This window comes from Streptomyces sp. NPDC044106 (assembly GCF_056433985.1).
The window spans coordinates 185,104-206,673 of the sequence record NZ_JBWKFZ010000006.1; the positions used below are offsets into that span (position 1 = coordinate 185,104).

The window sequence follows — 21,570 nt, forward strand, 5'->3', positions numbered from 1 at the left end:
GCAGTGCGGTCCCCAAGGGACCGGACCGCGCCGCCGTCAGCGGAAGACCGAGGGGGGCGGCGCCGGTGAGGCGACCGCGCCGGCGTCCGAAACGGCCGTCGCTCCGCCGCTGAAGTCCTTGAGCCCGCGGCCGTGTTCGACCCTGCCGGGGTGCGGGTCGCCCGCGCAGCGCCGGGTCAGCTCGGCGACGGGCAGCGGGTGGTCGGAGCAGAGCAGTACGGCGTTGCCGAAGCGCTTGCCGCGCAGCACGGCCGGGTCGGCGGCGAGCGCGAGTTCGGGGAAGAGCGCGGCCGCGGTGGCTATCTGGCCGCGCAGGTGGGCCAGGGGCGGGCCGTCGGCGAGGTTGGCGGCGTAGTACCCGCCGGGCTTGAGGACCCTGCGTACGTCGGTGAGGAATTCGGTGCTCGTGAGGTGCGCGGGGGTGCGTGCCCCGCTGAAGACGTCGGCTATGACGAGGTCGGCCCAGCCGTCGGCGATCTTGGCGAGGCCGTCGCGGGCGTCGGTGCCGCGCACGCGTATGCGGCTCTGGGGGTCCAGGGGCAGTTCGCGGCGGACGAGCTGGATGAGGGCGGTGTCGCGCTCGACGATCTGCTGGGTGGAGCGGGGGCGGGTCGCGGCTATGTAGCGGGCGAGGGTGAAGGCGCCGCCGCCGAGGTGCAGGGCGTGGACCGGTTTGCCGGGCGGGGCGGCGAGGTCGGCGATGTGGCCGATCCTGCGCTGGTACTCGAAGTCGAGGTACGCGGGGTCGTCGAGGTCGACGTGGGACTGTGGGGCGCCGTCCACGAGCAGCGTCCAGGCGCGGGGCCTGTCCCGGTCCGGCATGAGTTCGGCGAGCCCGCCGTCCACATCCTCGACGACGGCCTCCCGTGCTTCCCGGGACCGCTTGTTCCTTGCCATCCGGCCATTATCGGCGTACGGGGGCGGGGCGGCCCGCGGGGTGGTGCGGGGGCGCAGGTCGGCGGCGGTTTCCCGGTCAGCGGCAGTTGTCGGCGGCCTCGATGGTGCGGGCGGCCTGGCCGAGCGCGGCCCGCAGGACGGCCGGGTCGGTCACGGGGTCGCTCTCACCGTCCGGGGGCAGCAGCCAGCCGGTGCCCGCGACCGGCGGCTCGGGGACGACGGGGCCGTCGGGGCCCGGCTCCGGCTCGGCATGGACACTCAGGCCGCGCCCGAAGGTCTGGGTGCAGGCGCTGCCCGGCAGGTCCCAGCCGTCGGCGGTGCCGGGCGGCACCAGGAAGCCGAGGGTGTCGCAGCCCCCGTCGTGCAGCACGGGGCCGACGGTGTCGCCCGCGCCGCGGCGCAGGATGTCGACCGCTTCGAGCCCCTGCCTGGCCGGGACCGTGACGAGGTCGCAGCCCTCCTCTTCGCGGGGCACCGGGCCCGGCGGGGCGCTGCGGTCCTGGGATGGCCGGTGCCGGGCTGTCGTCAGGGAGGCCGGTGGCACGCCGTTCTTCGTACGGGAGTCGCTGTTCTCCATGCCGATCTCCAACAAGGGGATCCTCCTCGCGAGTGCGGGACCGCCTGACTCCCGCTCTTCGTGGTTCAACGCGATTCGGCGTCAACAGGCACTGCGGCGCGCCGCCGCAAAGGATGGCAGTTCATGGCGGATGAGGTGTGAGATATCCGGTTTGTAGCCAAACACTGTGTGTCGGGCCCGTCACAGCCGGTACCTTCGTGCTCTGCCGGAACAGGGGCAGCGCCGCGAGGTCCAGTGCGCGGGCGCGGAACCCGGTGCGCGAGCGTGGGCACACTCCGGCACGGTCCGCACGAGAGGGTCCGGCCATGGCGTCCTCACCGATGGCATCGTCAACTCAGTCCCCACGACCGAACCTCGTCTTCCGCCAGCTCCGCGGGCGGCGCTCGCCGGGCGAGTTCGCCGCGGCGGTGCGGCGCTCCGCCCGCGAGATCGGCGAGCGGGTCAGCTGCGACGCGCGCTACGTCGGACGCGTGGAGGCGGGCGAGATCCGTTGCCCCAACTACGCCTACGAACGCGTGTTCCTGCACATGTTCCCGGGCAGGACGCTGACGGACCTCGGATTCGCCCCCCGCGCCCTGGTGCGCGGAAGGCATGTGCACGCCGAACCCGACGCGCCTGCGCTCAACGGCACCATCGGGACCGGCACAACGAACCGACCACCGACCACGATTCATCCGTACGAGTCCCATCCGTCCGGGTCCGACCCTCACGCCTGTGATCCGTACGCGGTCCAGACCCACGAGGAGAGCGACGTGCAGCGTCGCGCATTCATGACCGGCTCGACGGCCACCGTGGTCGCGGCCCTCGGGCCCATCGGGCTCACGCTGGGCGGCCCGGCGGAGGCGGCCGCGCTGCGCGGGCGCAAGGTCGGCGACGCCGAGGCCGGCGCGGTCGAGGCGGCCGTCCGCAAGATCAGGCTGCTCGACGACCGGCACGGCGCCGACGGCCTCTACCGGCGCGCGGCGGCGCCCCTGCGCACCGCCTACACCCTGCTCGACGCCGGGACCACCACCCGCCAGTCCACCTCGGACCGGCTGCACGCGGGCGCCGGTGAACTGGCCATCTCCGTCGGCTGGCTGGCGCACGACTCGGGCCGCTTCGACGACGCCCGCTCGCACTACGCCGAGGCCCTCGCTACGGCCCGGGTCTGCGGGGACGACGCCCTGGAGGCGCACGCCTTCTGCAACACGGCCTTCCTCGCGCGGGACGCGGGCCGCCCCCGGGAGGCGGTGCGGGCCGCGCAGGCGGCGACCCGCGCCGCCCGCCGGCTCGGCTCGCACCGGCTGCTCTCGCTCCTCGCGCTGCGGGAGGCCGGGGGGTGGGCCGGGCTCGGCGACCGCTCGGGCTGCGAGCAGGCACTCATCCGCGCCCACGGCCTCTTCGACCGGGGGGCCTGCGACGACGACCCGGAGTGGATGACCTTCTACGGCCCGGCCGAGCTCGCGGGCCTCGAGGCGCAGTGCTGGTCGGCGCTCGGCGAGTGGGCGCGGGCCGCGGGGCACGCCCGGCTCGCGGCGGCCACCGCCTCCTCGCAGACCCCTCAGTTCACCCGGAACATCGCCCTCTACACCGCCGAGCTCGCCGACGACCTGGCCCGCGCGGGCCGTCCCGACGAGGCCGCGACGGCGGGGCTCGAGGTCCTCGCGCTCCTCGGCGAGGTGCAGTCCTCGCGCATCCAGTCGATGCTGGCCACGACGGCGCGGGTGCTCCTGCCGCACCGCGACAACGCCGAGGTGAGCGACTTCCTGGAGAAGCACGCGCGCCTGCGCACCGCGCGGACGTAGCGGTATCAGCGGTATCAGCGGTATCAGCGGTGCGTGCAGGGGGGTCGGGTCAAGCCAGGTGGCCCGTCTCGTTCCACGACTCGATGGCGGGCTCTCCGTAGGCCCAGCCGAGAGTCGAGAGGGATGTCGGGTTGAGGCGGACGCGGGCCGCGAACTCGATGCCGAGGCCCAGCCAGCGGGCGCCGATGACCCGCAGGATGTGGCCGTGCGCGAAGACCAGCACATCGCGGTCGGCGCTCCTGGCCCAGTCGACGACCTCATCCGCGCGCGCGGCGACCTGCTCCAGCGTCTCGCCGTCGGGAACGCCGTCGCGCCAGATGAACCAGCCGGGGCGGACCGCCTGGATGTCCGCGGGGGTCATGCCGTCGTACGCGCCGTAGTCGAACTCCATGAGCGCGTCCCAGGCGGTGGCGCGGTCACCGAAGCCGGCGATCTCGCACGTCTCCCGCGCGCGGGAGAGCGGGCTCGTGCGCACCTCGACGTCCGGGAGGCCGTCGTAGGGCGCGCGGTGCAGCCGCTCGCCCAGGAGTTCGGCACCGCGGCGCCCCTCCTTCAGGAGGGGGATGTCGGTCCTGCCGGTGTGCTTCCCGGACAGTGACCATTCCGTCTGTCCGTGCCGGGCCAGCAGGATGCGGGGTGCCATGGGGATCTCTCCAAGTCGTACGCGCGCCCGTCCGCCGCACAGGCCGACGGGACTTTTGATGCTTTTTACAGACAGTCGGCGCCTGTTCCCTCCATCATCACCCACCCGGAACGCGGCAGGATTCGACCGACCGCCCTCCTTGGCAACCCCTGTGCCGATCTCTGCGTCTTAGTCGGCCGGGGGACGCCTCGACGGCCTGTGCGTACGCCGTAAAGTGAGGCCGCGGCATACGCCGCATGAACAGAGATGATGGGGGACCGACCGGATGCCGAAGACCGACGTGCCGGCCACGACGGGCACAACCGGGCACCGGCTTCGCTGGTGGACCGAGCTGCCACTGCTCGTGCTGGTGTACGCCGCGTACTCGGCCGGACGGCTGGTCGTCCGTGGCGACGTCGCCAGCGCGGTCGACCACGGGGTGGGAATCCTCCGGGTCGAGCAGTTCCTGCGGCTCAACGCGGAGAGCCCGCTGAACCGTCTCTTCACGGCCAACGCCTGGATCGGCGTCCCCGCGGACTTCTGGTACGCGTCGCTGCACTACCTGGTCACGCCGGCCGTCCTGATCTGGCTGTTCCGCAGCCACGCGGTCCGCTACCGCGCGGCACGCGCGTGGCTGATGATCTCCACCATGATCGGCCTGATCGGCTTCACGCTCCTGCCGACCTGCCCGCCCCGGCTGCTGAGCGGGGGCCACGGATTCGTCGACACCATGGCGCAGTACAGCGACTTCGGCTGGTGGGGCGGCGAGGCGAGCGCGCCCCGCGGCCTCGGCGGGATGACGAACCAGTACGCGGCCATGCCGAGCCTGCACGTCGGGTGGGCGCTGTGGTGCGGTGTGATGCTGTGGCGCTGCGGGCGCTCGCCGCTGACCAAGGTGGCCGCGGTCGCCTACCCGCTCATCACGACGATCGTGGTGATGGGCACCGCCAACCACTACTTCTTCGACGCGCTCGCGGGCGTCGCCGTGATGGGTGTCGGACTCCTGCTCGTACGCCCCGTGCGGCAGCTCACGGACCCGGTGACGAACCGGCTCAGGGCGCGTTTCCTGTCCTCCTCCGCGACCTCGTCCACCACAGAGCCCTCAATTGTCAGTGCCGGGTGCCAGACTTCGGCAGGTGAGCGAATTCCCCGACAGCGCAAGCAGAGTGCCGCCGCCGGCGCCGAGCCGAGTGCCCGCCCGGCCGAGGCAGGCCGACCGGCCGAAGCGGCGGACGGCGCTCCGGCACCGGCTCACTGAGCTGCGCGGCGCGGATCTCCCCGCGCGACCGCTGGACGCCCGGGCCCTGGCCGCGCTCGCGGCCAACCCGGGGTGCAGACGGCGCGCGCTGCTCGACGGCGCGGGCGTGGACAAGACGGCGCTCGCGCAGTCGCTCGGCTCGCCCTCCGGCTTCGGCCAGTCGCAGTTCGCGTTCATCCGGGGCAATGCCTTCGAGGCGCGGGTCAAGGCCGACGGCGGCGCGGAGCTGCTGCGGCTGACCCACGGCCGGCTGGGCGGCGGACCCGAGCCCGTGCCCGGCGAATCCTCCGTGCCCGATCTGTCCGCCGCGGGCCCCGAGGGCCGCGCCGCGCGCACCGCGCTCGCGCTGCGGGAGGCCACCGGGTCCGGCGGCTGGACGCTTCTCGACCACCCCATGCTGGCCCTGGACGTCGCCGGGACGCCCGCCTTCCTCGAACCGGACGCGGTGGTCGTCCACCCGGACGGCACCTGGACGGTCGTCGAGATCAAGTCCTTCCCGATGATCGACGGCTCGGCGGACGCCGCGAAGGTCGGCGCGGCCGCGCGCCAGGCCGCGGTGTACGCACTGGCGCTGGAGCGGGTGGCCGGGCGCATGGACCCGGCGCCCCACGTCCGGCACCACGTCCTCCTCGTCTGCCCCAAGGACTTCTCCAACCTGCTGGCCGCGTCCGCGATCGACGTACGCAAGCAGCTGTCGGTCACCCGTCGCCAGCTGGAGCGGCTGACCCGGGTCGAGGACATCGCGGCGGAGCTCCCCGAAGGCACCACGTTCGACGTGCGGCGCCCGGCCGACGAGCTGGCCGCGGCGGTCGAGTCGGTCCCCGCGACGTACGCGCCCGAGTGCCTGGCCGCCTGCGAGCTGGCCTTCCACTGCCGGGACCGGGCCCGCGCGCGGGGCGACGTGACAGCCCTGGGGCGCTCGATCCGCGGTGAGCTCGGCGGCCTGAGCACCATCGGCGAGGTTCTCGCGGCGGCCGCGGGGACGGCGGGGGATCCGGCGGACCCGGCGGTCGCGGCGTTGCGCCGGGCGGCGGGGCTGCGCAGGGCCGCGGTGTCCGGCGGGGGCGCCTTGGGGGGTGGCTCTTGCTGAGGCCGGCTCTTGTGGGCGTCTTTCCGGGTGGGGCTTCCGTTGTGGGGCGGCCGGCTGCCCTGCCACTTCGCGGCGGGTTCTCCTCACCCACCCACCCGTTCTCCGCAAGGGGCTGCCCATGTCGCTGATCGACACCCTCGCCCGCCTTGAGGCGGTCAGTACCGGGCGGGCCCAGCCGCGGGCCACCGTCCGGCACCGGCACATCTCGCAGCGGCCCCTCGTCCTCGTGCCGCTCACCACCGCGGGCGAGACGGGTGCGCCGCTCGGCGCGCTCGTCGGGACCGAGCGGACCTCGCCCCGCCTCCTGACCGTCCCGCAGCCCCGCGACCGCGACCTGCGCTTCGCGTTCCTCGCGCAGCTCGCCGAGGTCGTCCTGCCGTACGTCGACAGTTTCGCGCAGGACGTCGAGGCCGCCGAGCGGAACGAGACCGACCCGGAGACCGGCAAACGCGTCAAGGTCGAGGTCGAGCTCTGCGCGGACGCCCCGCAGCTGATCGTCCCGAGCCGGGCCGGCATCGAGTTCGTACGGCTCCTCGGCCGCTCCATGCGCTTTCGCCGCACCGCCGAGCAGGACCCCGAGGCGCCCTACCCTGCGCCGCCCCGCGTCCCCCTCCTCGGCCGCTGGCTGACGCATTTCGGGGAGCGCGCCCGCGTCCCCGGTTCGTCGCTGCTCGTCGCCATGACCGAGCTGCTCTCCCGGCACTGGGCGACCGGCCAGTCCAGCCTTGAGGACCAGCATCTGGGCGCCCTGCTCGCCTGGATCGAGGCCCCGGAGGGCACCTCGGGCGCCGAGGCCGCGCTCCGCGCCGAACTGGCCCGCGACCGGGACGGCCAGCTGCTGTGCCCACCCGCGGGACCGGCCACCGACCCGGCGTTCGACAACGACCTGCTCGCCCCGGCCATGGAGCGCTACGACCGCGCGCGCACCGCCCTTGCCGCCGCGGAGGACGGCGTCGAGGCCGACCGGCGGCTGGCCGCGCTGACCGCCGCCGAGCGGGAGATCCACGCCCTCATCGAGAGCAGGACGCGTCCCACCTGGGACGCGGTATGGCGCGGTCTCGACGCCCTGTGCACGCTCCCCGAGGCCCCGCGCGCCGCCGAGCGGTGGACCCGCGACCGCTGGTCGTTCACCGGGCACCGCGACCGCGTGACGGCGGGCGAGCCGCCGCAGCCGCGCGTCGACGACGCGGTCACCGCGGCCAACAAGCTGGCGACCCGCGAGCGCGAACAGGCGCGCCTGGACGCCCAGGAAGCCCTCGACGATCCCCTGGTGATGGCGGGCCGCCGCCTCGCGGGCGAGGCCTTCGCCGGTGAGGTGACGGAGGTCGTCATGGCGTACAGCGAGGCCAAGAGCCCGCGCCCGCGTCCCCTCGTCACCGTCCGCACGGACGACCGGCCGCACCTCGGCGAGCGCACGAAGGTGTACCGCTCGCTCCAGGGCAAGCCGCAGACCGCGGAGTTCGTGGCGTACGAAGGGGAGGGTGCCGTCGTGCTGCGCCTCACCGACAAGATGGGTCGCGGCAAGGAGCCCGATCAGGGGTCCGTGCCCGAGAAGGGCGACCGGATCTGCTGGACCCTCTTCGAGCACGAGCAGCGCGGCGGCCCCAAACTGCCTGATCCGGAGGCCACCCCGTGGACGCACGGCGGACCGCCCGCCGACACCACGGACCCGGCCCGCGCGCAGAGCCCCGACCCCGTCACCGCGGAGGACATCCTGTGATGCAGCTCGCCCCGCCCGCGGGCGGCGCCTGTGACCCCGGCGCCGACGCCGCGCGCGCCACGGAGGCGATCCTCCACGACACGCTGCACGGCACGCACCGCGGCGTCGTGGTGGACTCCCCGCCCGGCGCGGGAAAGTCGACACTCGTGGTCCGCGCGGCCCGTGAACTGGCTGCGGCCGGGCGCCCATTGATGATCATCGCGCAGACGAACGCGCAGGTCGACGACCTGGTCCTACGCCTCGCCGAGAAGGACCCCGAGCTTCCGGTCGGCCGTCTGCACAGCAGCGACGCCGACCCGTACGACAAGGCGCTCGACGACCTGGCGAACGTACGCAAGTCGACGAAGGCGGGGGATCTCGCGGGTCTGGACGTCGTCATCTCGACGGCCGCGAAGTGGGCGCACGTCAAGGCCGACCAGCTGGACGCGCCGTGGGGCCACGCCATCGTCGACGAGGCGTACCAGATGCGTTCGGACGCGCTGCTCGCCGTGGCGGGCCTCTTCGAGCGGGCGCTGTTCGTGGGCGATCCGGGGCAGCTGGATCCGTTCTCGATCGTCGGCGCGGAGCAGTGGGCGGGTCTGTCGTACGATCCCTCGGCCTCGGCCGTGACCACCCTCCTCGCCCACAATCCCGAACTGCCGCAGCACCGCCTCCCGGTCTCCTGGCGGCTTCCCGCCTCGGCCGCGCCCCTCGTCTCCGACGCGTTCTACCCGTACACGCCCTTCCGCAGCGGCACGGGCCACGGGGACCGTTCGCTGGTCTTCGCGGTGCCGTCGGACGGTTCGGGTCCGGACCGGGTGATCGACGAGGCGGCGGAGTCGGGCTGGGGGCTCCTCGAACTGCCCGCGCGCAACACGCCGCGCACGGATCCCGAGGCGGTCCACGCGCTGGCCCAGGTCGTCCGCCGCCTCCTCGACCGCGGGGGCGCCGCCACGTCGGAGCGCGGCCCCGACCCCGCGCCTCTCACCGCCGACCGCATCGCGGTCGGCACCGCCCACCGCGACCAGGCGGCGGCGGTCCGCGCGGCCCTCGCCGATCTTGGCGTCCTGGACGTCACGGTGGACACGGCCAACCGCCTCCAGGGCCGCGAGTACGACGTGACGGTCGTCCTGCACCCGCTCTCGGGCCGCCCCGACGCGACCGCCTTCCACCTGGAGACGGGCCGCCTCTGCGTACTGGCGTCGCGCCACCGGCACGCCTGCATCGTGGTCTGCCGCGCGGGCGTCAGCGCCCTGCTTGACGACCACCCGTCGACGGAACCGGTCCAGCTGGGCGTCACGGTGAAGTTCCCGGACGGCTGGGATGCAATGTTTACCACGTGGGATCACTTGTCCGAACATCGCGTGGTGTGGCGTCCCTGAACCAGCGTGCGGCCTGCGCCGTACACGGTCCGGCGTTCGGACCGCTGTTGGTCATGCGTGGGTCATGAGACCGCCCACGGACGAGGCAGCTTCCTTCCCTTCCTCGTGACGACCGTATGTGGGCTACCGTCCCGAGTTTCCTGTTCTCTCAACTGGGCCACCTTGACCCGGCTGTCACAGCGTCGCGAGGATCGAACAGGACACTGACCTACGCAGGGGGTTAGCCAGTGAAGCTCAACCAGCTTGCAAGCGAATGTGACGAGGGGCCGTGCCCGACCGTGTGGGCGGTAGAGGGCACCGAGAACGTCTTAGTGCAGGGCTTCAAGGTGGACGACGAGGAAGCGCTCACCACCATGCAGCTACCGAACAACGAAACCGCCGTGCGTATCCCCGTGTCTCTGCTTTTGAGGGTGGCCCGTGAACATCTCGCCTGAAGACTTCGGGAACCTCTTCAAGGAATTTCAGCGGGAAGCGTTCCGGCTTGAGACCCTGGACGACTACAGCAAGTCGGGCGGGGTCAACGCTTACCACGCATTCTTGGCCGGTAAGCCGCAGCCGGAAGAGTACAAGTCAGCCGGTTGGGTCACGACCGTACGGGACGCCACACAAGCCGGTAAGCGCATGTACCGCGTGCACATCCTGGCTCGCCCCTTGAGCGATTACCTGCGGTTCGAACTCGGATGGGGTTACGTCCGAAACCAGGAAGCCGGGGAAGAGTTCTTCATCCTCGACACCACCGAACAGCCGAGCCCTCTAGAAGGTGTGCCGGACTTCTGGGCCTTCGATGAACGCTCGGTCGTGACTATGCAGTACGGCGACGGCGGAGAATTTCTAGGCGCAGAACTGGCCCCCGAGGAGCAGGCGCAGGAATGGCTAGAGTACCGAGACGCAGCCCTGAGTAACGCTATCCCGTTCCGCGACTGGTGGGAGCAGCACAAGCCAGCGTGAACAACATCAATATCGGTCGGGCGCTACGGGAACTGCGAGAAGCCAGCGGAAAGCAGGCTAAGGCGGTCGCCCGTAGCGCTGTCATGTCTCCAAGCAAGCTCAGCAAGATTGAGAACGAAGCGCTTGCGCCGAGTCTGATAGACGTGGAGCGCATCCTCACGGCCTTGGAGGTCTCGGAGGAGGTCAAGGCCCGACTTACCGAAGCTGCCCGTAAGGCGGCGACGGAGGCGACGGCGTGGCGCATCCTGCGGCGTACCGGGCTCCACAAGCACCAGGACGAGATCCGGGCGATAGAGGCTCAGACGACCCTCATGCGGCTCTTTCAGCCGTCATGCATTCCTGGCCTACTCCAGACCCCCGAATACGCCCGCGCCATCCTTAGCAGGCACGGCTACACGCAAGGCGCCCTAGAGAAGATGATGGGTGCACGTCTGCTCCGGCAAGAGGTCCTGCACGGCACCGGCCGAACCTTTCGGTTCGTGATCACTGAGTCCGTACTCAGGTGGAGAATCGTTCGCCCCTCGATGCTGGCAGCGCAGCTAGACAAGCTCATTACTATGTCGAGAATGCCGAATGTGGGTATCGGGGTACTTCCCCTGTCGGCACCTATGACTGACTTACCTGGCTCCTCGTTCGTTCTTTTCGATACAAACCTAGCCATTGTCGAAATCCCTCACGCCGAGATCACCACTACCGAAGCCAGAGACGTCGAGCTGTACGTGAGTAAGTTCGTTGGTTTCGAGAGCACGGCTCTCGTGGGTGAGGAAATGCGGGCCTTCGTTGCAGGGCTCCGAGATGACTTCTTGAGACAACGGGAAAGAGGCTAGAGGTCCCTCGCTGGCAGTCCGAGGATGTACTCATGCCGTCCGAACCGAAGCACCAGAGACAGAGGGCCCCGCAGGGTTGGCGGATGGACCCGATCCCGAGCCGTCCGGCATACCGGGATGCTGATGGGAAAATTCGCGTTCCTGTGTGGCTGACGAAGAACGGTCGGCATATGGCAGACACGGAAATGATTCTGCTCCCGTCCGAGGCGGCCTTACTGGCCGACAACTTGACCAATGCGATGCGCGACAACTCCAGGTCGGTGCTGCGCGAGCTCTTTCGGGAGTCGGCGACGGCCCTTGCCCCTGGCGTTGTGTACGTGTCGAAGTCGGATCAGTACCAGCTCTGAGTCTGTCTCGTCTTTGACCTCACAGGAAGGCATACCCATGCCCGGAACCGACCTGTACAGCCTGCCTATCGAAGGCGCCACCTTCCACAAGGCGTGCGGAGGCAACACACACCCCGACGGCGAGGCCTGCGCCACGCTCGCGAAGATCGGCCCCCACGCGTGGGCGTTGGGCGACAGCAAACGGCCCGGTGCGGAGCCGTTGCGCTTCACCACCGAGGAACTGAACGCGGCCGGTATCGACCCGGCCCGCTTCGGCCTGTCCGCCTGACGGCCATCCCTGGCGCCCCCTGGCCCTGACTCACCCCCGAGAGACAGGGCCGGTCGGGCGCCCCTCTTCTTCCTGCACTGAACGGGACGACAGTTGCACCACCACGGCTACCTGTGGACCGGCTCCAAGCAACGGTTCGACGACGAGGCCCTGCGACGGCCTCCGCACCCTGACCCACCACCGGCCGACAAGCCGGAGCTGATCCAGCGGTACAAAGAAGTGAAGGCGGAGTTTCCCATCGTGGACCTTCCGCCGCTCGAAACGGCGTACTGGCTCATCAAGCCCAGGAAGCTGGTACGCGGCACGTGGGAGGAACCGAAGGAAGCCGCGCAATGGCTCGGGGAACAGCTCACCGAGTACGCGCCCCGGTTCGATTCTGAAGCCGACCGCGACAGTACGCGGCTGGCGATACTGGTCCACTCCGCCGCTGAACGGCTCGGTTGGGGTGGTGACGTGTCGCACGGCTGCTACCTCGAACGACCCTCGTTCCTGTCCCTGGCCCTGGTGTGCTGCTCGCCGAATCGGGCCGTGCCGGAACTTCCCTGCCCGACGCGATAGCCCCGCCCCGGACGGAGTCCGGCACGCCGCCGGTGGCGGCCATGGAGTCGGGCTGCGGGCTGTTCGTGGTTGCTCGCGGGGTTCCCCGCGCCCCTGGAACGCCCTCCGGGGCGCCCCTGAGAGCCTGTGTCATATCCCCGGCCGGATCAGTGGGCGTCGTCTGGTGCGTGCGATCGCAAGGCGCCGGGAAGTCCTTGTAGCGGAGCTACTAGGGCTTTTCGGCAACGCGGCGAGCGTGCGTGCCAGACGGCGACCACCCGGCCGGGGATATGACACAGGCTCTGAGAGCGCGACCGCGTACTTGCGCGGCAGGGGACAATGGGAGACGGCCGGACGCCGCAGGAACGGCGCGCCCCCGTACGAGGAGGATCAACCATGGCGGAGCCCGAGCGGCCCCGGACCGAACAGCGCATGCGACCCGCGCCCCTGCTCTTCGAACCGGCGGAAGCCACCGGTGATCCCGAGCACTTCTTCGACCTGGAGTCGATGGACGACCCGCGCGAACTCCTCGATCGTGCGACCGAGCTGGCCCACGCGTTCCGCGCCGCGGCGGACCGGTCCGTCGAGTTCCAGGCGATCGCGGCCGCGCAGCTCGCCGACCCCCGCCGTTTCGACCGGCTGACGCTCGCGCTGATCGCGGAGCGCGCCGAGTGGACCGAGGACTACGCGAAGAAGATGGTCGAGTTCGGGCGGGACCTGCTGCGGGGCGGCGCCGAGAAGCGGTAGCCGAGGGGGCGCGGGCGGGGCGCCGGTGGCCCGGAGGGCCGAGGCGACCGGGGGCCGGGCGGCCGGATCGCGAGGGATCTGGTGGCATATGCCAGAGGGGCAAGGTACTCCTCTCCACACCTCGCTGTCCCGATTTCCCGCAACTCTCGGAGATGAACCCCTCACTACCGGTACATGTACCTGGCATGAGCAGTACTTCCCTCCACACCCATGACGCCTGTGCCGTCACCGCCCAAGGGGCCGCCTGGCTCGCGTCCGCGGAGGCGTACCCGCGCAGCGCCCTCGCCCTCTGGCGGAGCGAGCCCACCGCCCCCGCCGTACTCCCCTGCGGCTCGGCCTTCGACGTGGTGAGCGTCCCCGCGGTCTTCGGGCGGCGGATGCTCGACCGGTTATGGGGCGAGGGGCCGGGTTCGGGGCCGGTCGCCGCCCATCGCGGGCGCGTCCTGCTCTTCACCGCCCCCGGCACCGCCCAGCGCCTGCCCGCCCTCCTGGAGTGGGAGGAGTGGGGCGCCGCCGTCCCGTCCGTGCTCTGTCACGGCACCGGGGACGCGGTCACCGTGCCACCCCTCACGGCCGTCACCGACGCCCCGGGCGCCACACCCGGCGGCCGGCTCGGTTCGCGGTGGCTTGTGGCCCCCGACACCCGCCACCCGTGGCTCCCGGGGCCGGAGGTGATCCTCTGGGCCTGTGTACGGGCGGCCAGGTCGGCGGCCGGGTCGGCGGCCTCCTCCGCGGTCCGCATATCGATTTTTCCTCGCGGCGATCAGAGTGCTAAGGTCTACGACGTCAGCAGGCGCCGCTAGCTCAGTTGGTTAGAGCAGCTGACTCTTAATCAGCGGGTCCGGGGTTCGAGTCCCTGGCGGCGCACAGACGGTGAGAAGCCCCTCGCGGAAGCGGGGGGCTTCTCGCGTATGCCCGGCCGATGCCGACGGGACCGGCTCATAGCCCGACGCTCGGACCGGCTATCAGCCCGACACCTGGACCCGCTCTCAGCCCGTCGTCACCTTCACCGTCCAGGCCCCGGAAGCCGTCCGCCCCGCCACCTCGACGCGTACGTCGTCGCCGGGCACCGTGAAGCTCTCCCCCGCCCGCACCGGGGCGTCCGCCAGCTGCGGATAGACCGAGTCGCCCCAGCAGGACTCCGAGTCCGGGTGGGCGTCGACCACCTCGACGGGGCCACCGCCCGACGCCGCCCCGCTCCGCACCCGGTAGAGGAGGATCCCCTCCGTGCACGTCGCCCGGTCGTTGGCCACGGCGCCGCGCGCCTCCAGGGCGAGTGCCGTGCCCCGGCCCGTACGGACGACGGCGAGCCGGGTGCCGCCGAGGGCGCCGGGCACCGGCGGCGCCGCCAACGGGTCCAGGGTCAGCCGCTGGGTCCCCGCGCCCAGGCACCGCACCTGCCGCCGCTCCAGCCAGCCGAGCTTCCACTTGTGCCAGCCGAAGAGGTCGGGGGCGAGGCCGAACTGGCTGCCCATGACGTCCCAGTCGCCGACGTAGGTGTCCCAGTCACCCTTGCCGTCGGTCGGCCGGTGGTACAGGTCGGGCAGGTCGAAGACGTGGCCCGTCTCGTGGGCCAGGACGTTGCGGTCCGGCGGGTGGCGCTCGAAGACGGTCACGATGCGCCGGATGTCCGTGCCGTCGGCCCGCATCGGCCGGTCGAGGTTCACCACCTTCGTGGCGTCCGAGTCGACGCCGGGCGCGTCGGGGTCGGCCACGAAGTAGATGACGTCGTACCGGGAGAAATCGACCTGCGGGTCGGCGGCCGTCACCGCGTCGCGCAGATAGGCGGCGCGGCGCTTGGCGTTCCAGTCGCGCTGTATGGCGTACGACAGGGAGCCCTGCGGCATCTCGACCCACTCGCGCTGCGGATGCGGGGCCAGTCTGAACTTGCCGTACGAGGCGCGTTCGAAGAACTGGCCGGTGGCCGGGAAGTAGTCGGCGGCGAGCTCCCCGGGGGTGGTCAGCGGCGGGGAGTCCGGGAAGGAGAGGAACACCATGACGGCGTTCAGGGTCCTGACCGGGCGCGGGTAGGCGGTGTTCCAGGTGTCGAGGCCCTCCGAGTGGTGCGCGGAGGTGCGGCTCAGGGCGCACGGTCCCGCGGTGGCGTCGGCGTTCGCGGGACCGGCGACCAGGGAGGTGGCGGCCAGCGCGGTCAGGGAGGTGAGCAGGGCGGCGGCGCTGCGAAGACGGGAATTCTCCCCTCCACGGGTGAGTCCCCTAGGGGGGAGCTGACGCGGCACGTCGACCTCCGGGTGCGGAATGCGGGACACCCCACCCACCTTGTGATGATTTATTACTGTTCGCCCTGTTGGTCTGGCCCTTCCGAGTGAGGGAGAGGCAGGATGGCGACACCCCGAACGCTCACGGAACGTCACAAGCGATCGGGTCGCAACGGAATCAGTTCAGGGCTGAGCAGAAACGATCTGCCGAGGGTGCCGGGCGCCGTCCGCCCCGGCGGTACGGCTGGAACGGGCCTCCGGCCAGCCTCTATGATCGGCACACTTTCCTGCGCGGGCCCGGCCTCCCCCCACCGCCCGCCTCAGCCGGCCGCCCGACGAGACCTGTTCGAGAACCAACTGCACTGCGGGAGCGAGCGGTGAACGGAACGTCCGAAGGGCCCACCCCCACCACGGTCACAGCACCCGGCCGGAGCTCCACCGACGTCACGGAGCGTCGCCGCGCGGAGCGCCGGCGCACGGAGCGGTCCGACTACCGCGCCGCGTTCGCGGCCGCGCCACTGCCCCTGGCCGTCGTCGACCACGAGGGTCTGGTCCTCAGCGCCAACGACGCCCTGGCCGACCTCTTCGGCACGGCCCCCGAGGCGCTCACCGGAAGCGTCGCCGCCGACCTGATCGACCTCACCTCCGACGCCCGCACCTGGCACGCGTACCGCGAGGTGCTCCACGGGCGGCAGGCAAGGCTGCGCTGCACCCGGCGCCTGAAGCACCCCGACGGGCACTCGCTGTGGGTGCAGATCACGGTCTCGCCGATGCCGGAGCGGATGCCGGAGCGGATGCCGGAGCATGTGCCTGTGTCTGTCTCGGCGCCTGTGCCTGCCTCGGCGTCGGCATCGGCATCGGCATGGATGTCGGATCCGGAGCTGGAGCTGGACCCCGTGCCGGGGCTTGGCTCGGAGTCCATGCCGGACTCGGGGTCGATGCCGGACCCAGGGCCCGTCGGCCGGGGCGGGGCCGGGAGCGGGAAGGGCGGGGCCGTACTCCTCGCCGCCGCCGACATCAGCGCGCGCCGCGAGCTGCAGGCCCGGCTGCGCCATGTGCAGATGCACGACCCGGTGACCCGGCTGCCCAACCGCAACCTGTTCTTCGAACGGCTCGCCGCCGCGCTCGAAGCGGGCATGTACGACGACACGAGCACCGGCCGGGTCGGGCTCTGCTACCTCGACCTCGACGGGTTCAAGGCGGTCAACGACACCCTCGGCCACCGGGTCGGCGACCGGCTGCTCGCCGCCGTCGCCGAGCGGCTCACGCGCTGCGCCGACCGGGCCGGGTACGGCAGGGCGGCGGCGCCGCTGGTCGCGCGTCTGGGCGGTGACGAGTTCGCGCTGCTCGTCGAGGACTCGACCGGCACGGACCAGCTGGTGGACCTCGCCGAGACGACGCTGGCGGCCCTGCAGGAGCCGTTCGACCTCTGCGGGCAGCGGCTCTCCGTCTCCGCGTCCATCGGCGTCGTCGAGCGGCGCGCCGCGGGCACCACCACGACGGGGCTCATGCAGGCCGCCGACACCACGCTGTACTGGGCGAAGACGGACGGCAAGGCCCGCTGGACGCTCTTCGACCCCGAGCGCAACGCCCACCGCATGACGCGCCAGGCGCTCGCCAGCTCGTTGCGGCCCGGCGTCGAGCGGGACGAATTCGTCCTGGAGTACCAGCCGTTGGTGGGGCTCGACGACGAGGGTGTGCGCGGGGTGGAGGCGCTCGTACGGTGGCGGCATCCGCAGTTCGGCCTGCTGACGCCGAATCGGTTCATCGGACTCGCCGAGGAGGACGGGTCGATCGTGCAGCTCGGCCGCTGGGTGCTGCGGAGTGCCTGCCGGCAGGCCCGGCGCTGGCAGCTGGCGCATCCCGAGCGCGACCCGGTCTTCGTCAGCGTCAATGTGGCGGTACGGCAGGTGTGGGACTCGGACCTGGTCGCGGACGTCGCGGAGATCCTGGCGGAGACCGGGCTTCCGGCGCACCTGCTGCAGTTGGAGCTCACCGAGTCGGCCGTCATGGGCTCGGCGGGGCGCCCGCTGCAGGCCCTTCAGGCGCTCAGCGACATGGGTGTGCGGATCGCCATCGACGACTTCGGGACGGGGTACTCGAACCTGGCGTACCTGAGCCGGCTGCCGGTGTCCGTGCTGAAGCTGGACGGGTCCTTCGTACGGGGCTTCCAGTACGAGGAGGGCGAGGAGCGCACCAACCCCGCCGACGAGGTCATCGTCGAGGCGATGGTCCAGCTCGCGCACCGGCTCGGGCTTACGGTGACGGCGGAGTGCGTGGAGACTGCGGCTCAGGCTGCGCGGCTTCGGAAGATCGGTTGCGATACGGGGCAGGGGTGGCTGTACTCCCGCCCCGTGCCGGCGGACCGCATCTCTACGTTGTTGCGGGGCGCCCCGTAAGGGGCGCGAGGAACGGCGCGCCCAGCCCGCATATCGGCCGCACCGGCCGATCCCAACCGGACCCACGCAGACGCGTCTGCCTGCGGCGGCCTGCCCGCGGGTGCGGGGCGTCGGTGGTTGCTCGCGCAGTTCCCCGCGCCCCCAAAACACCCCCGCTTCCCCCCGCGGCAACGGCGGCAACACACCGGCTCCCCCAAGGGGCGCGGGGAACGGCGCGCCCAGCCCCCTGCGGGCCGCGCCGGCTGCTGCACCGCACCACGCAGACGCGTCTGCCTGCGGCGGCCTGCCTGCGGGTGCGAGTCGTCGGTGGTTGCTCGCGCAGTTCCCCGCGCCCCCAAAACACCCCCGCTTCCCCCCGCGGCAACGGCGGCAGCACACCGGCTCCCCCAGGGGCGCGAGGAACGGCGCGCCCAGCCCCCACCCACCCGCACCCGTCAAACCACCCCTCCCCGCTACGCCAACGGCAACCCGTACTCATCGGCGATGAGTTCGTACGAGCGCAGGCGGATCTCGCCGCTGTGTGCGTTGCCTGTGATCATCAGCTCGTCCGCGCCCGTGCGCTTCGCCAGGTCGTCCAGGCCCGTGCGGACCTGGTCGGGAGTGCCGTGGATGACGTTGGCGTTCCAGGAGTTGACGAACTCACGCTCCATCTCGGTGAACTCGTGCGCCGCCGCCTCCTCGGGGGTGGGGACGAGGCCGGGGCGGCCGGTGCGCAGGCGGACCATGTTGAGGGCGGCGGCCAGGACCTGGCGGCGGGCCTCGCTCTCGTCGTCGGTCGCGAGCGCCGAGACGCCGATGAGGGCGTAGGGGGCATCCAGGACCGCGGAGGGCCGGAACGACTCGCGGTACAGGTCGAGCGCCGGGATCGTGTTCTGCGCGGAGAAGTGGTGCGCGAAGGCGAACGGCAGTCCGAGGGCACCGGCGAGGCGCGCGCTGAAGCCGGAGGAGCCGAGCAGCCACAGCGGCGGGCGGTGCGTGGACTGGACGCCGCCGGGCGAGGTCGCCTGGATGGGCCCGGGGACGGCGTGGATGCGCCGGTAGGGGTGACCGTCCGGGAAGTCGTCGTCCAGGAAGCGGGTGAGTTCGGCGAGTTGCTGGGGGAACTCGTCGGCGCCTTCGCCCAGCCGGTCCGTGCGGCGCAGGGCCGCCGCGGTCGCGCCGTCCGTGCCGGGCGCGCGGCCGAGACCCAGGTCGACGCGGCCCGGCGCCATCGCCTCCAGCGTGCCGAACTGTTCGGCGATGACGAGCGGCGCGTGGTTGGGCAGCATGACGCCGCCGGAGCCGAGCCGGATGCGGTCGGTGTGGGCGGCCAGGTGGGCGAGGATCACGGCCGGGGAGGACGAGGCGACGCCCGGCATGGAGTGGTGCTCGGCCACCCAGTAGCGGTGGTAGCCCCGCGCCTCCGCCTGCTTCGCGATCCGCACACTGGTGCGCAGCGCGTCCGTGGCGGTGCGCCCCGCGCCGACGGTCACGAGGTCGAGTACGGACAGCGGTACGGGCGCGCTCCCGTGCCGTTCGCCGCGGATGCCGTCGCCGGTCGGGTCCACTGTCACTGGGGTGCCTCCTGCACTGCATGCGTATGTACGTACGCGTACACGTACGTACGTCGCGTCGGTCCTGACGGAAGATCGGGTACGGCCGGAACAACAGGAGGGTCACTCCGTTTATTCCCGGCCCACCCGATTTCCCGCACCCCGTCGCCCCGCACGACTACCGTGCCGACCATGGCCGATCCCCTGAAGACCCTCGTCGACGGAGTCGAGGTCGAGGTGCCCAACACCATCCCGGACATCCGCGCCGCCCTGCCCGAGCGGCGGCGCGCCGAATTCGACCGGGCCATCAACGCGGCGGGGATCGACGAGATCCACGCCGTGATGCGCCACTGGATGCTGGAGGCCGTGCCCGATCCGGAAGCCGAGGCCCGGCTCGCCCGGCTCGCCTCCGACGAGGCCGAGAGGCGGGGCACGTCGTGAGCCCTCGCCACCGCCGGAGCCACCGCGTCACCTACGCGCCGCCCGCCGACGACACCCTCGCCAAGATGGGCGACCCCGACGCCTTCCGCGCCGCGCTCGTGCGGACCATCGGCCGGGACCCGTACGGGCACGGCTCCACGCCCGTACGGGACGACCCCGACCGCCGGGAGGCGACGATCGACGGCGCCATCGTCCTGTACTACGTCTCCGGGTCGGTCCAGACGTTAACGGTGGTCAGACTGATCCTCAGCCCCTGAGCCCCGTCCTCACCCCTCCGCCTGCACCACCGGCTCCCTTGTGAACAGGTGGCCGAGCCCCGGCGCGTTGACCCGGCGCTGGGCCAGCCGCAGCGCCTCCCAGACCGTGACCTGGTTCGCCGTCAGGACCGGTTTGCCGAGCTCGGCCTCCAGATCGGTGACGTACGCGGCCGTGTGCAGCGCCGTGTCCGGCAGGAGCACCGCCTGCGCGTCCGGGTGGTCGCCGTCCCGGGCGAGGGCGAACACCTCGTCGCGGCCCCACGTGCCGACCTCGGCCGCCGTGACGATGCCGCTGCCGCGCGCCGAGACGACCTCCGCCCCGGCAGCCTTCAGGAAGGCGGAGAAGTGGGCCGCCACATCCTCCGGATACGTCGCCGCGACCGCGACGCGGACCGCGCCGACCTCCCGTACGGCATGGGCGAAGGCGAACGACGTCGACGAGGCGGGCAGGCCCGCCGCCATCGCCAGCTTGCGCACCTGGTCGTGGGCGCCCTCCCAGCCGTACACGAAGCTGCCGCTGGTGCACGCCCACACCACCGCCTCGGCGCCGGAGAGCCGCAACTCCTCGACGCCCGCGGCGAGCCGTGCGTCCGAGCCCATTTCGAGCAGCGCGTCGACCCGGTGCGCGTCCTCACCGATGTCCGTGTGGACGACCTGCAGCCGGACATCGCTGCCGAGCATCTGCTCCATGCGGGGGTATTCGTCCTCGGCCGAGTTCCCCGGGTAGAGAAATCCGAGTGCCGTCACGTCCAGCCTCCTCCTTCTGCGGGTGGTACTTCGGGCAGGCCCTGCGGCGGTGCCGGCGGGGCGAGCGGAATCGCGCCCGGCCGCGCCGACGGATCGATCAGTGCCTGGTAGGGCCCTACCGCACGCGTACCCAGCCGACGCAGGGCGGACCACATCGTCACCTGGTTCGCGGAGATCACCGGCATCCGCAGTTCCGCTTCCAGTTGTGGGATGACGTCGTACGTCGGGAGGTTCGTGCAGCTGATGAAGAGGGCGTCGGCCCCTCCGTCGCTGCCCTGGATCGCGCGGCGCGCCATGTCCGCCACATCGCGGTAGGGGACCTTCCAGATGTGCCGGGTGAGGCCGAGGTAGGCGCGGGCCGTCACGGAGACGCGGGCCTCGCCCAAGTACTCCTCCAGAGACTGGGTCACCGACCAGGTGTAGGGCGTGACGAGCGCGATGCGCCGCGCGCCCAGTTCGTCGAGGGCCTCCAGGAGCGCCCCCGACGTGGTCACCGAGGCGACCGCGCCCTCCCGTGTCATGGCCTCGCACATCGCGCGCTCACCGGCGGTGCCGCCGACGAAACTGCCCGACGTGCAGGCGTACGCGAGGACTTCGGGCTCGGCGGCGGTCAGCGCGCGGACCGCCTCGCCGAGTGTCTCGTGCTCACTGACCAGGCGAGCGAGGTCGAGGCTGACCTCGACGGGCACGTACGGCGTACGGGTCAGATGGAGGGAGATCTCGTCCGGGATCCACCGCCACAGTTCGCGGTCGAGGACGAAATCGAAAGGGGCAACGACACCTACACCTCGCTGTGGGTGCGGTCCGCCGAGGAAAGAGACGTCCATGAACAGTCCCCAAGTTCGTGCGTGTGTTCAGGGACCGGCCGGAGGCCGGGGACGAGCGATGCCGGCGACGCGCCGGGACGGCGGGACGGGGATGCTGCGCGGACGTACCGCACAGAGTGTGCTAGCGGCTGCACGGAGAGTACTGGCTACAGGGTCCGCCGGTAC

The 21,570-nt window shown here is 71.8% G+C and carries 23 protein-coding genes and 1 tRNA gene; 17 read left to right on the forward strand and 7 right to left on the reverse strand.

What is annotated here, in order from left to right; translation table 11 throughout:
• Window positions 1–36: 36 nt before the first annotated feature.
• Both AC07DI_RS12505 and AC07DI_RS12510 read right to left on the reverse strand, forming a co-directional pair.
• Window positions 37–897, reverse strand: coding sequence for a spermidine synthase (locus AC07DI_RS12505; RefSeq protein WP_478904177.1), 861 nt, complete (start codon window positions 895–897; stop codon window positions 37–39).
• Between the two features lie 76 nt (window positions 898–973).
• Window positions 974–1,474 (reverse strand): hypothetical protein, encoded by a 501-nt coding sequence (locus tag AC07DI_RS12510; protein WP_384254096.1) that lies wholly within the window; start codon window positions 1,472–1,474, stop codon window positions 974–976.
• 305 nt (window positions 1,475–1,779) lie between these two features.
• On the opposite strand from AC07DI_RS12510, the gene AC07DI_RS12515 reads away from it, so the two are divergent.
• Complete coding sequence (locus AC07DI_RS12515; RefSeq protein WP_384253943.1) at window positions 1,780–3,258, forward strand: NsdA family TPR-like regulatory protein; 1,479 nt, start codon at window positions 1,780–1,782, stop codon at window positions 3,256–3,258.
• Between the two features lie 49 nt (window positions 3,259–3,307).
• Here the strand turns inward: AC07DI_RS12515 and AC07DI_RS12520 are convergent, their stop codons facing one another.
• The gene (locus AC07DI_RS12520; protein WP_384253941.1) at window positions 3,308–3,901 is read right to left on the reverse strand and encodes a histidine phosphatase family protein; all 594 of its coding nucleotides are present in this window, start codon (window positions 3,899–3,901) and stop codon (window positions 3,308–3,310) included.
• A gap of 265 nt (window positions 3,902–4,166) precedes the next feature.
• Between AC07DI_RS12520 and AC07DI_RS12525 the strand changes: the two genes are divergently transcribed.
• The 13 genes from AC07DI_RS12525 to AC07DI_RS12585 all read left to right on the forward strand — a co-directional run bounded on the left by AC07DI_RS12525 (window position 4,167) and on the right by AC07DI_RS12585 (window position 13,850).
• A complete protein-coding gene (locus tag AC07DI_RS12525) occupies window positions 4,167–5,138 on the forward strand; it encodes a phosphatase PAP2 family protein (protein ID WP_384253939.1) in 972 nt (323 codons plus the stop codon).
• Window positions 5,071–6,228 carry a hypothetical protein gene (locus AC07DI_RS12530; protein ID WP_478904179.1) on the forward strand — a complete coding sequence of 386 codons (1,158 nt, stop codon included), beginning with the start codon at window positions 5,071–5,073 and terminating at the stop codon, window positions 6,226–6,228. Before AC07DI_RS12525 ends, AC07DI_RS12530 begins: the two co-directional genes overlap by 68 nt.
• Window positions 6,229–6,346: 118 nt before the next feature.
• Window positions 6,347–7,948: a hypothetical protein gene (locus AC07DI_RS12535; RefSeq protein WP_478904181.1), complete on the forward strand. Its 1,602-nt coding sequence runs from the start codon at window positions 6,347–6,349 to the stop codon at window positions 7,946–7,948.
• Window positions 7,948–9,309, forward strand: coding sequence for an AAA domain-containing protein (locus AC07DI_RS12540; protein WP_478904182.1), 1,362 nt, complete (start codon window positions 7,948–7,950; stop codon window positions 9,307–9,309). Before AC07DI_RS12535 ends, AC07DI_RS12540 begins: the two co-directional genes overlap by 1 nt.
• A gap of 227 nt (window positions 9,310–9,536) precedes the next feature.
• The gene (locus AC07DI_RS12545) at window positions 9,537–9,743 is read left to right on the forward strand and encodes a hypothetical protein (protein WP_478904184.1); all 207 of its coding nucleotides are present in this window, start codon (window positions 9,537–9,539) and stop codon (window positions 9,741–9,743) included.
• Window positions 9,727–10,257, forward strand: a complete 531-nt coding sequence (locus tag AC07DI_RS12550) for a DUF6879 family protein (RefSeq protein ID WP_478904186.1) — start codon at window positions 9,727–9,729, stop codon at window positions 10,255–10,257. The genes AC07DI_RS12545 and AC07DI_RS12550 overlap by 17 nt, the downstream gene beginning before the upstream one ends.
• Window positions 10,254–11,084 (forward strand): helix-turn-helix domain-containing protein, encoded by an 831-nt coding sequence (locus AC07DI_RS12555; protein WP_478904187.1) that lies wholly within the window; start codon window positions 10,254–10,256, stop codon window positions 11,082–11,084. Before AC07DI_RS12550 ends, AC07DI_RS12555 begins: the two co-directional genes overlap by 4 nt.
• Before the next feature lie 83 nt (window positions 11,085–11,167).
• Complete coding sequence (locus tag AC07DI_RS12560; protein ID WP_478904188.1) at window positions 11,168–11,431, forward strand: hypothetical protein; 264 nt, start codon at window positions 11,168–11,170, stop codon at window positions 11,429–11,431.
• A 37-nt stretch (window positions 11,432–11,468) separates the two neighbouring features.
• Window positions 11,469–11,699, forward strand: coding sequence for a DUF397 domain-containing protein (locus AC07DI_RS12565; RefSeq protein ID WP_478904190.1), 231 nt, complete (start codon window positions 11,469–11,471; stop codon window positions 11,697–11,699).
• Window positions 11,700–11,792: 93 nt separating this feature from the next.
• Complete coding sequence (locus tag AC07DI_RS12570) at window positions 11,793–12,257, forward strand: hypothetical protein (RefSeq protein WP_478904192.1); 465 nt, start codon at window positions 11,793–11,795, stop codon at window positions 12,255–12,257.
• 375 nt (window positions 12,258–12,632) lie between these two features.
• On the forward strand, window positions 12,633–12,983 hold the full coding sequence (locus AC07DI_RS12575) for a hypothetical protein (protein ID WP_384253918.1): 351 nt from the start codon (window positions 12,633–12,635) through the stop codon (window positions 12,981–12,983).
• 185 nt (window positions 12,984–13,168) lie between these two features.
• The gene (locus AC07DI_RS12580) at window positions 13,169–13,786 is read left to right on the forward strand and encodes a bifunctional DNA primase/polymerase (RefSeq protein WP_478904194.1); all 618 of its coding nucleotides are present in this window, start codon (window positions 13,169–13,171) and stop codon (window positions 13,784–13,786) included.
• Window positions 13,777–13,850: transfer RNA gene (locus AC07DI_RS12585), tRNA-Lys, on the forward strand. Before AC07DI_RS12580 ends, AC07DI_RS12585 begins: the two co-directional genes overlap by 10 nt.
• A gap of 122 nt (window positions 13,851–13,972) precedes the next feature.
• Here the strand turns inward: AC07DI_RS12585 and AC07DI_RS12590 are convergent.
• Entirely contained in the window at window positions 13,973–15,253 is a 1,281-nt protein-coding gene (locus AC07DI_RS12590; protein WP_478904195.1) for a M6 family metalloprotease domain-containing protein, read from the reverse strand.
• 326 nt (window positions 15,254–15,579) lie between these two features.
• Here AC07DI_RS12590 and AC07DI_RS12595 point away from each other — a divergent pair, with 326 nt between their 5' ends.
• A complete protein-coding gene (locus tag AC07DI_RS12595; protein ID WP_478904196.1) occupies window positions 15,580–17,601 on the forward strand; it encodes a sensor domain-containing protein in 2,022 nt (673 codons plus the stop codon).
• 452 nt (window positions 17,602–18,053) lie between these two features.
• Here the strand turns inward: AC07DI_RS12595 and AC07DI_RS12600 are convergent, their stop codons facing one another.
• Window positions 18,054–19,154, reverse strand: coding sequence for an LLM class flavin-dependent oxidoreductase (locus AC07DI_RS12600; RefSeq protein ID WP_384253910.1), 1,101 nt, complete (start codon window positions 19,152–19,154; stop codon window positions 18,054–18,056).
• 171 nt (window positions 19,155–19,325) lie between these two features.
• Here AC07DI_RS12600 and AC07DI_RS12605 point away from each other — a divergent pair, with 171 nt between their 5' ends.
• Window positions 19,326–19,574, forward strand: coding sequence for a hypothetical protein (locus tag AC07DI_RS12605; RefSeq protein WP_384253907.1), 249 nt, complete (start codon window positions 19,326–19,328; stop codon window positions 19,572–19,574).
• Window positions 19,575–19,639: 65 nt separating this feature from the next.
• On the forward strand, window positions 19,640–19,831 hold the full coding sequence (locus AC07DI_RS12610) for a hypothetical protein (RefSeq protein ID WP_384254088.1): 192 nt from the start codon (window positions 19,640–19,642) through the stop codon (window positions 19,829–19,831).
• A 9-nt stretch (window positions 19,832–19,840) separates the two neighbouring features.
• Here AC07DI_RS12610 and AC07DI_RS12615 read toward each other — a convergent pair whose 3' ends face one another.
• Together AC07DI_RS12615 and AC07DI_RS12620 are read right to left on the reverse strand one after the other, a co-directional pair.
• Window positions 19,841–20,578 carry a maleate cis-trans isomerase family protein gene (locus AC07DI_RS12615; RefSeq protein ID WP_384253904.1) on the reverse strand — a complete coding sequence of 246 codons (738 nt, stop codon included), beginning with the start codon at window positions 20,576–20,578 and terminating at the stop codon, window positions 19,841–19,843.
• Window positions 20,575–21,405, reverse strand: a complete 831-nt coding sequence (locus tag AC07DI_RS12620) for a maleate cis-trans isomerase family protein (protein ID WP_384253902.1) — start codon at window positions 21,403–21,405, stop codon at window positions 20,575–20,577. Before AC07DI_RS12620 ends, AC07DI_RS12615 begins: the two co-directional genes overlap by 4 nt.
• Window positions 21,406–21,570: the final 165 nt, after the last annotated feature.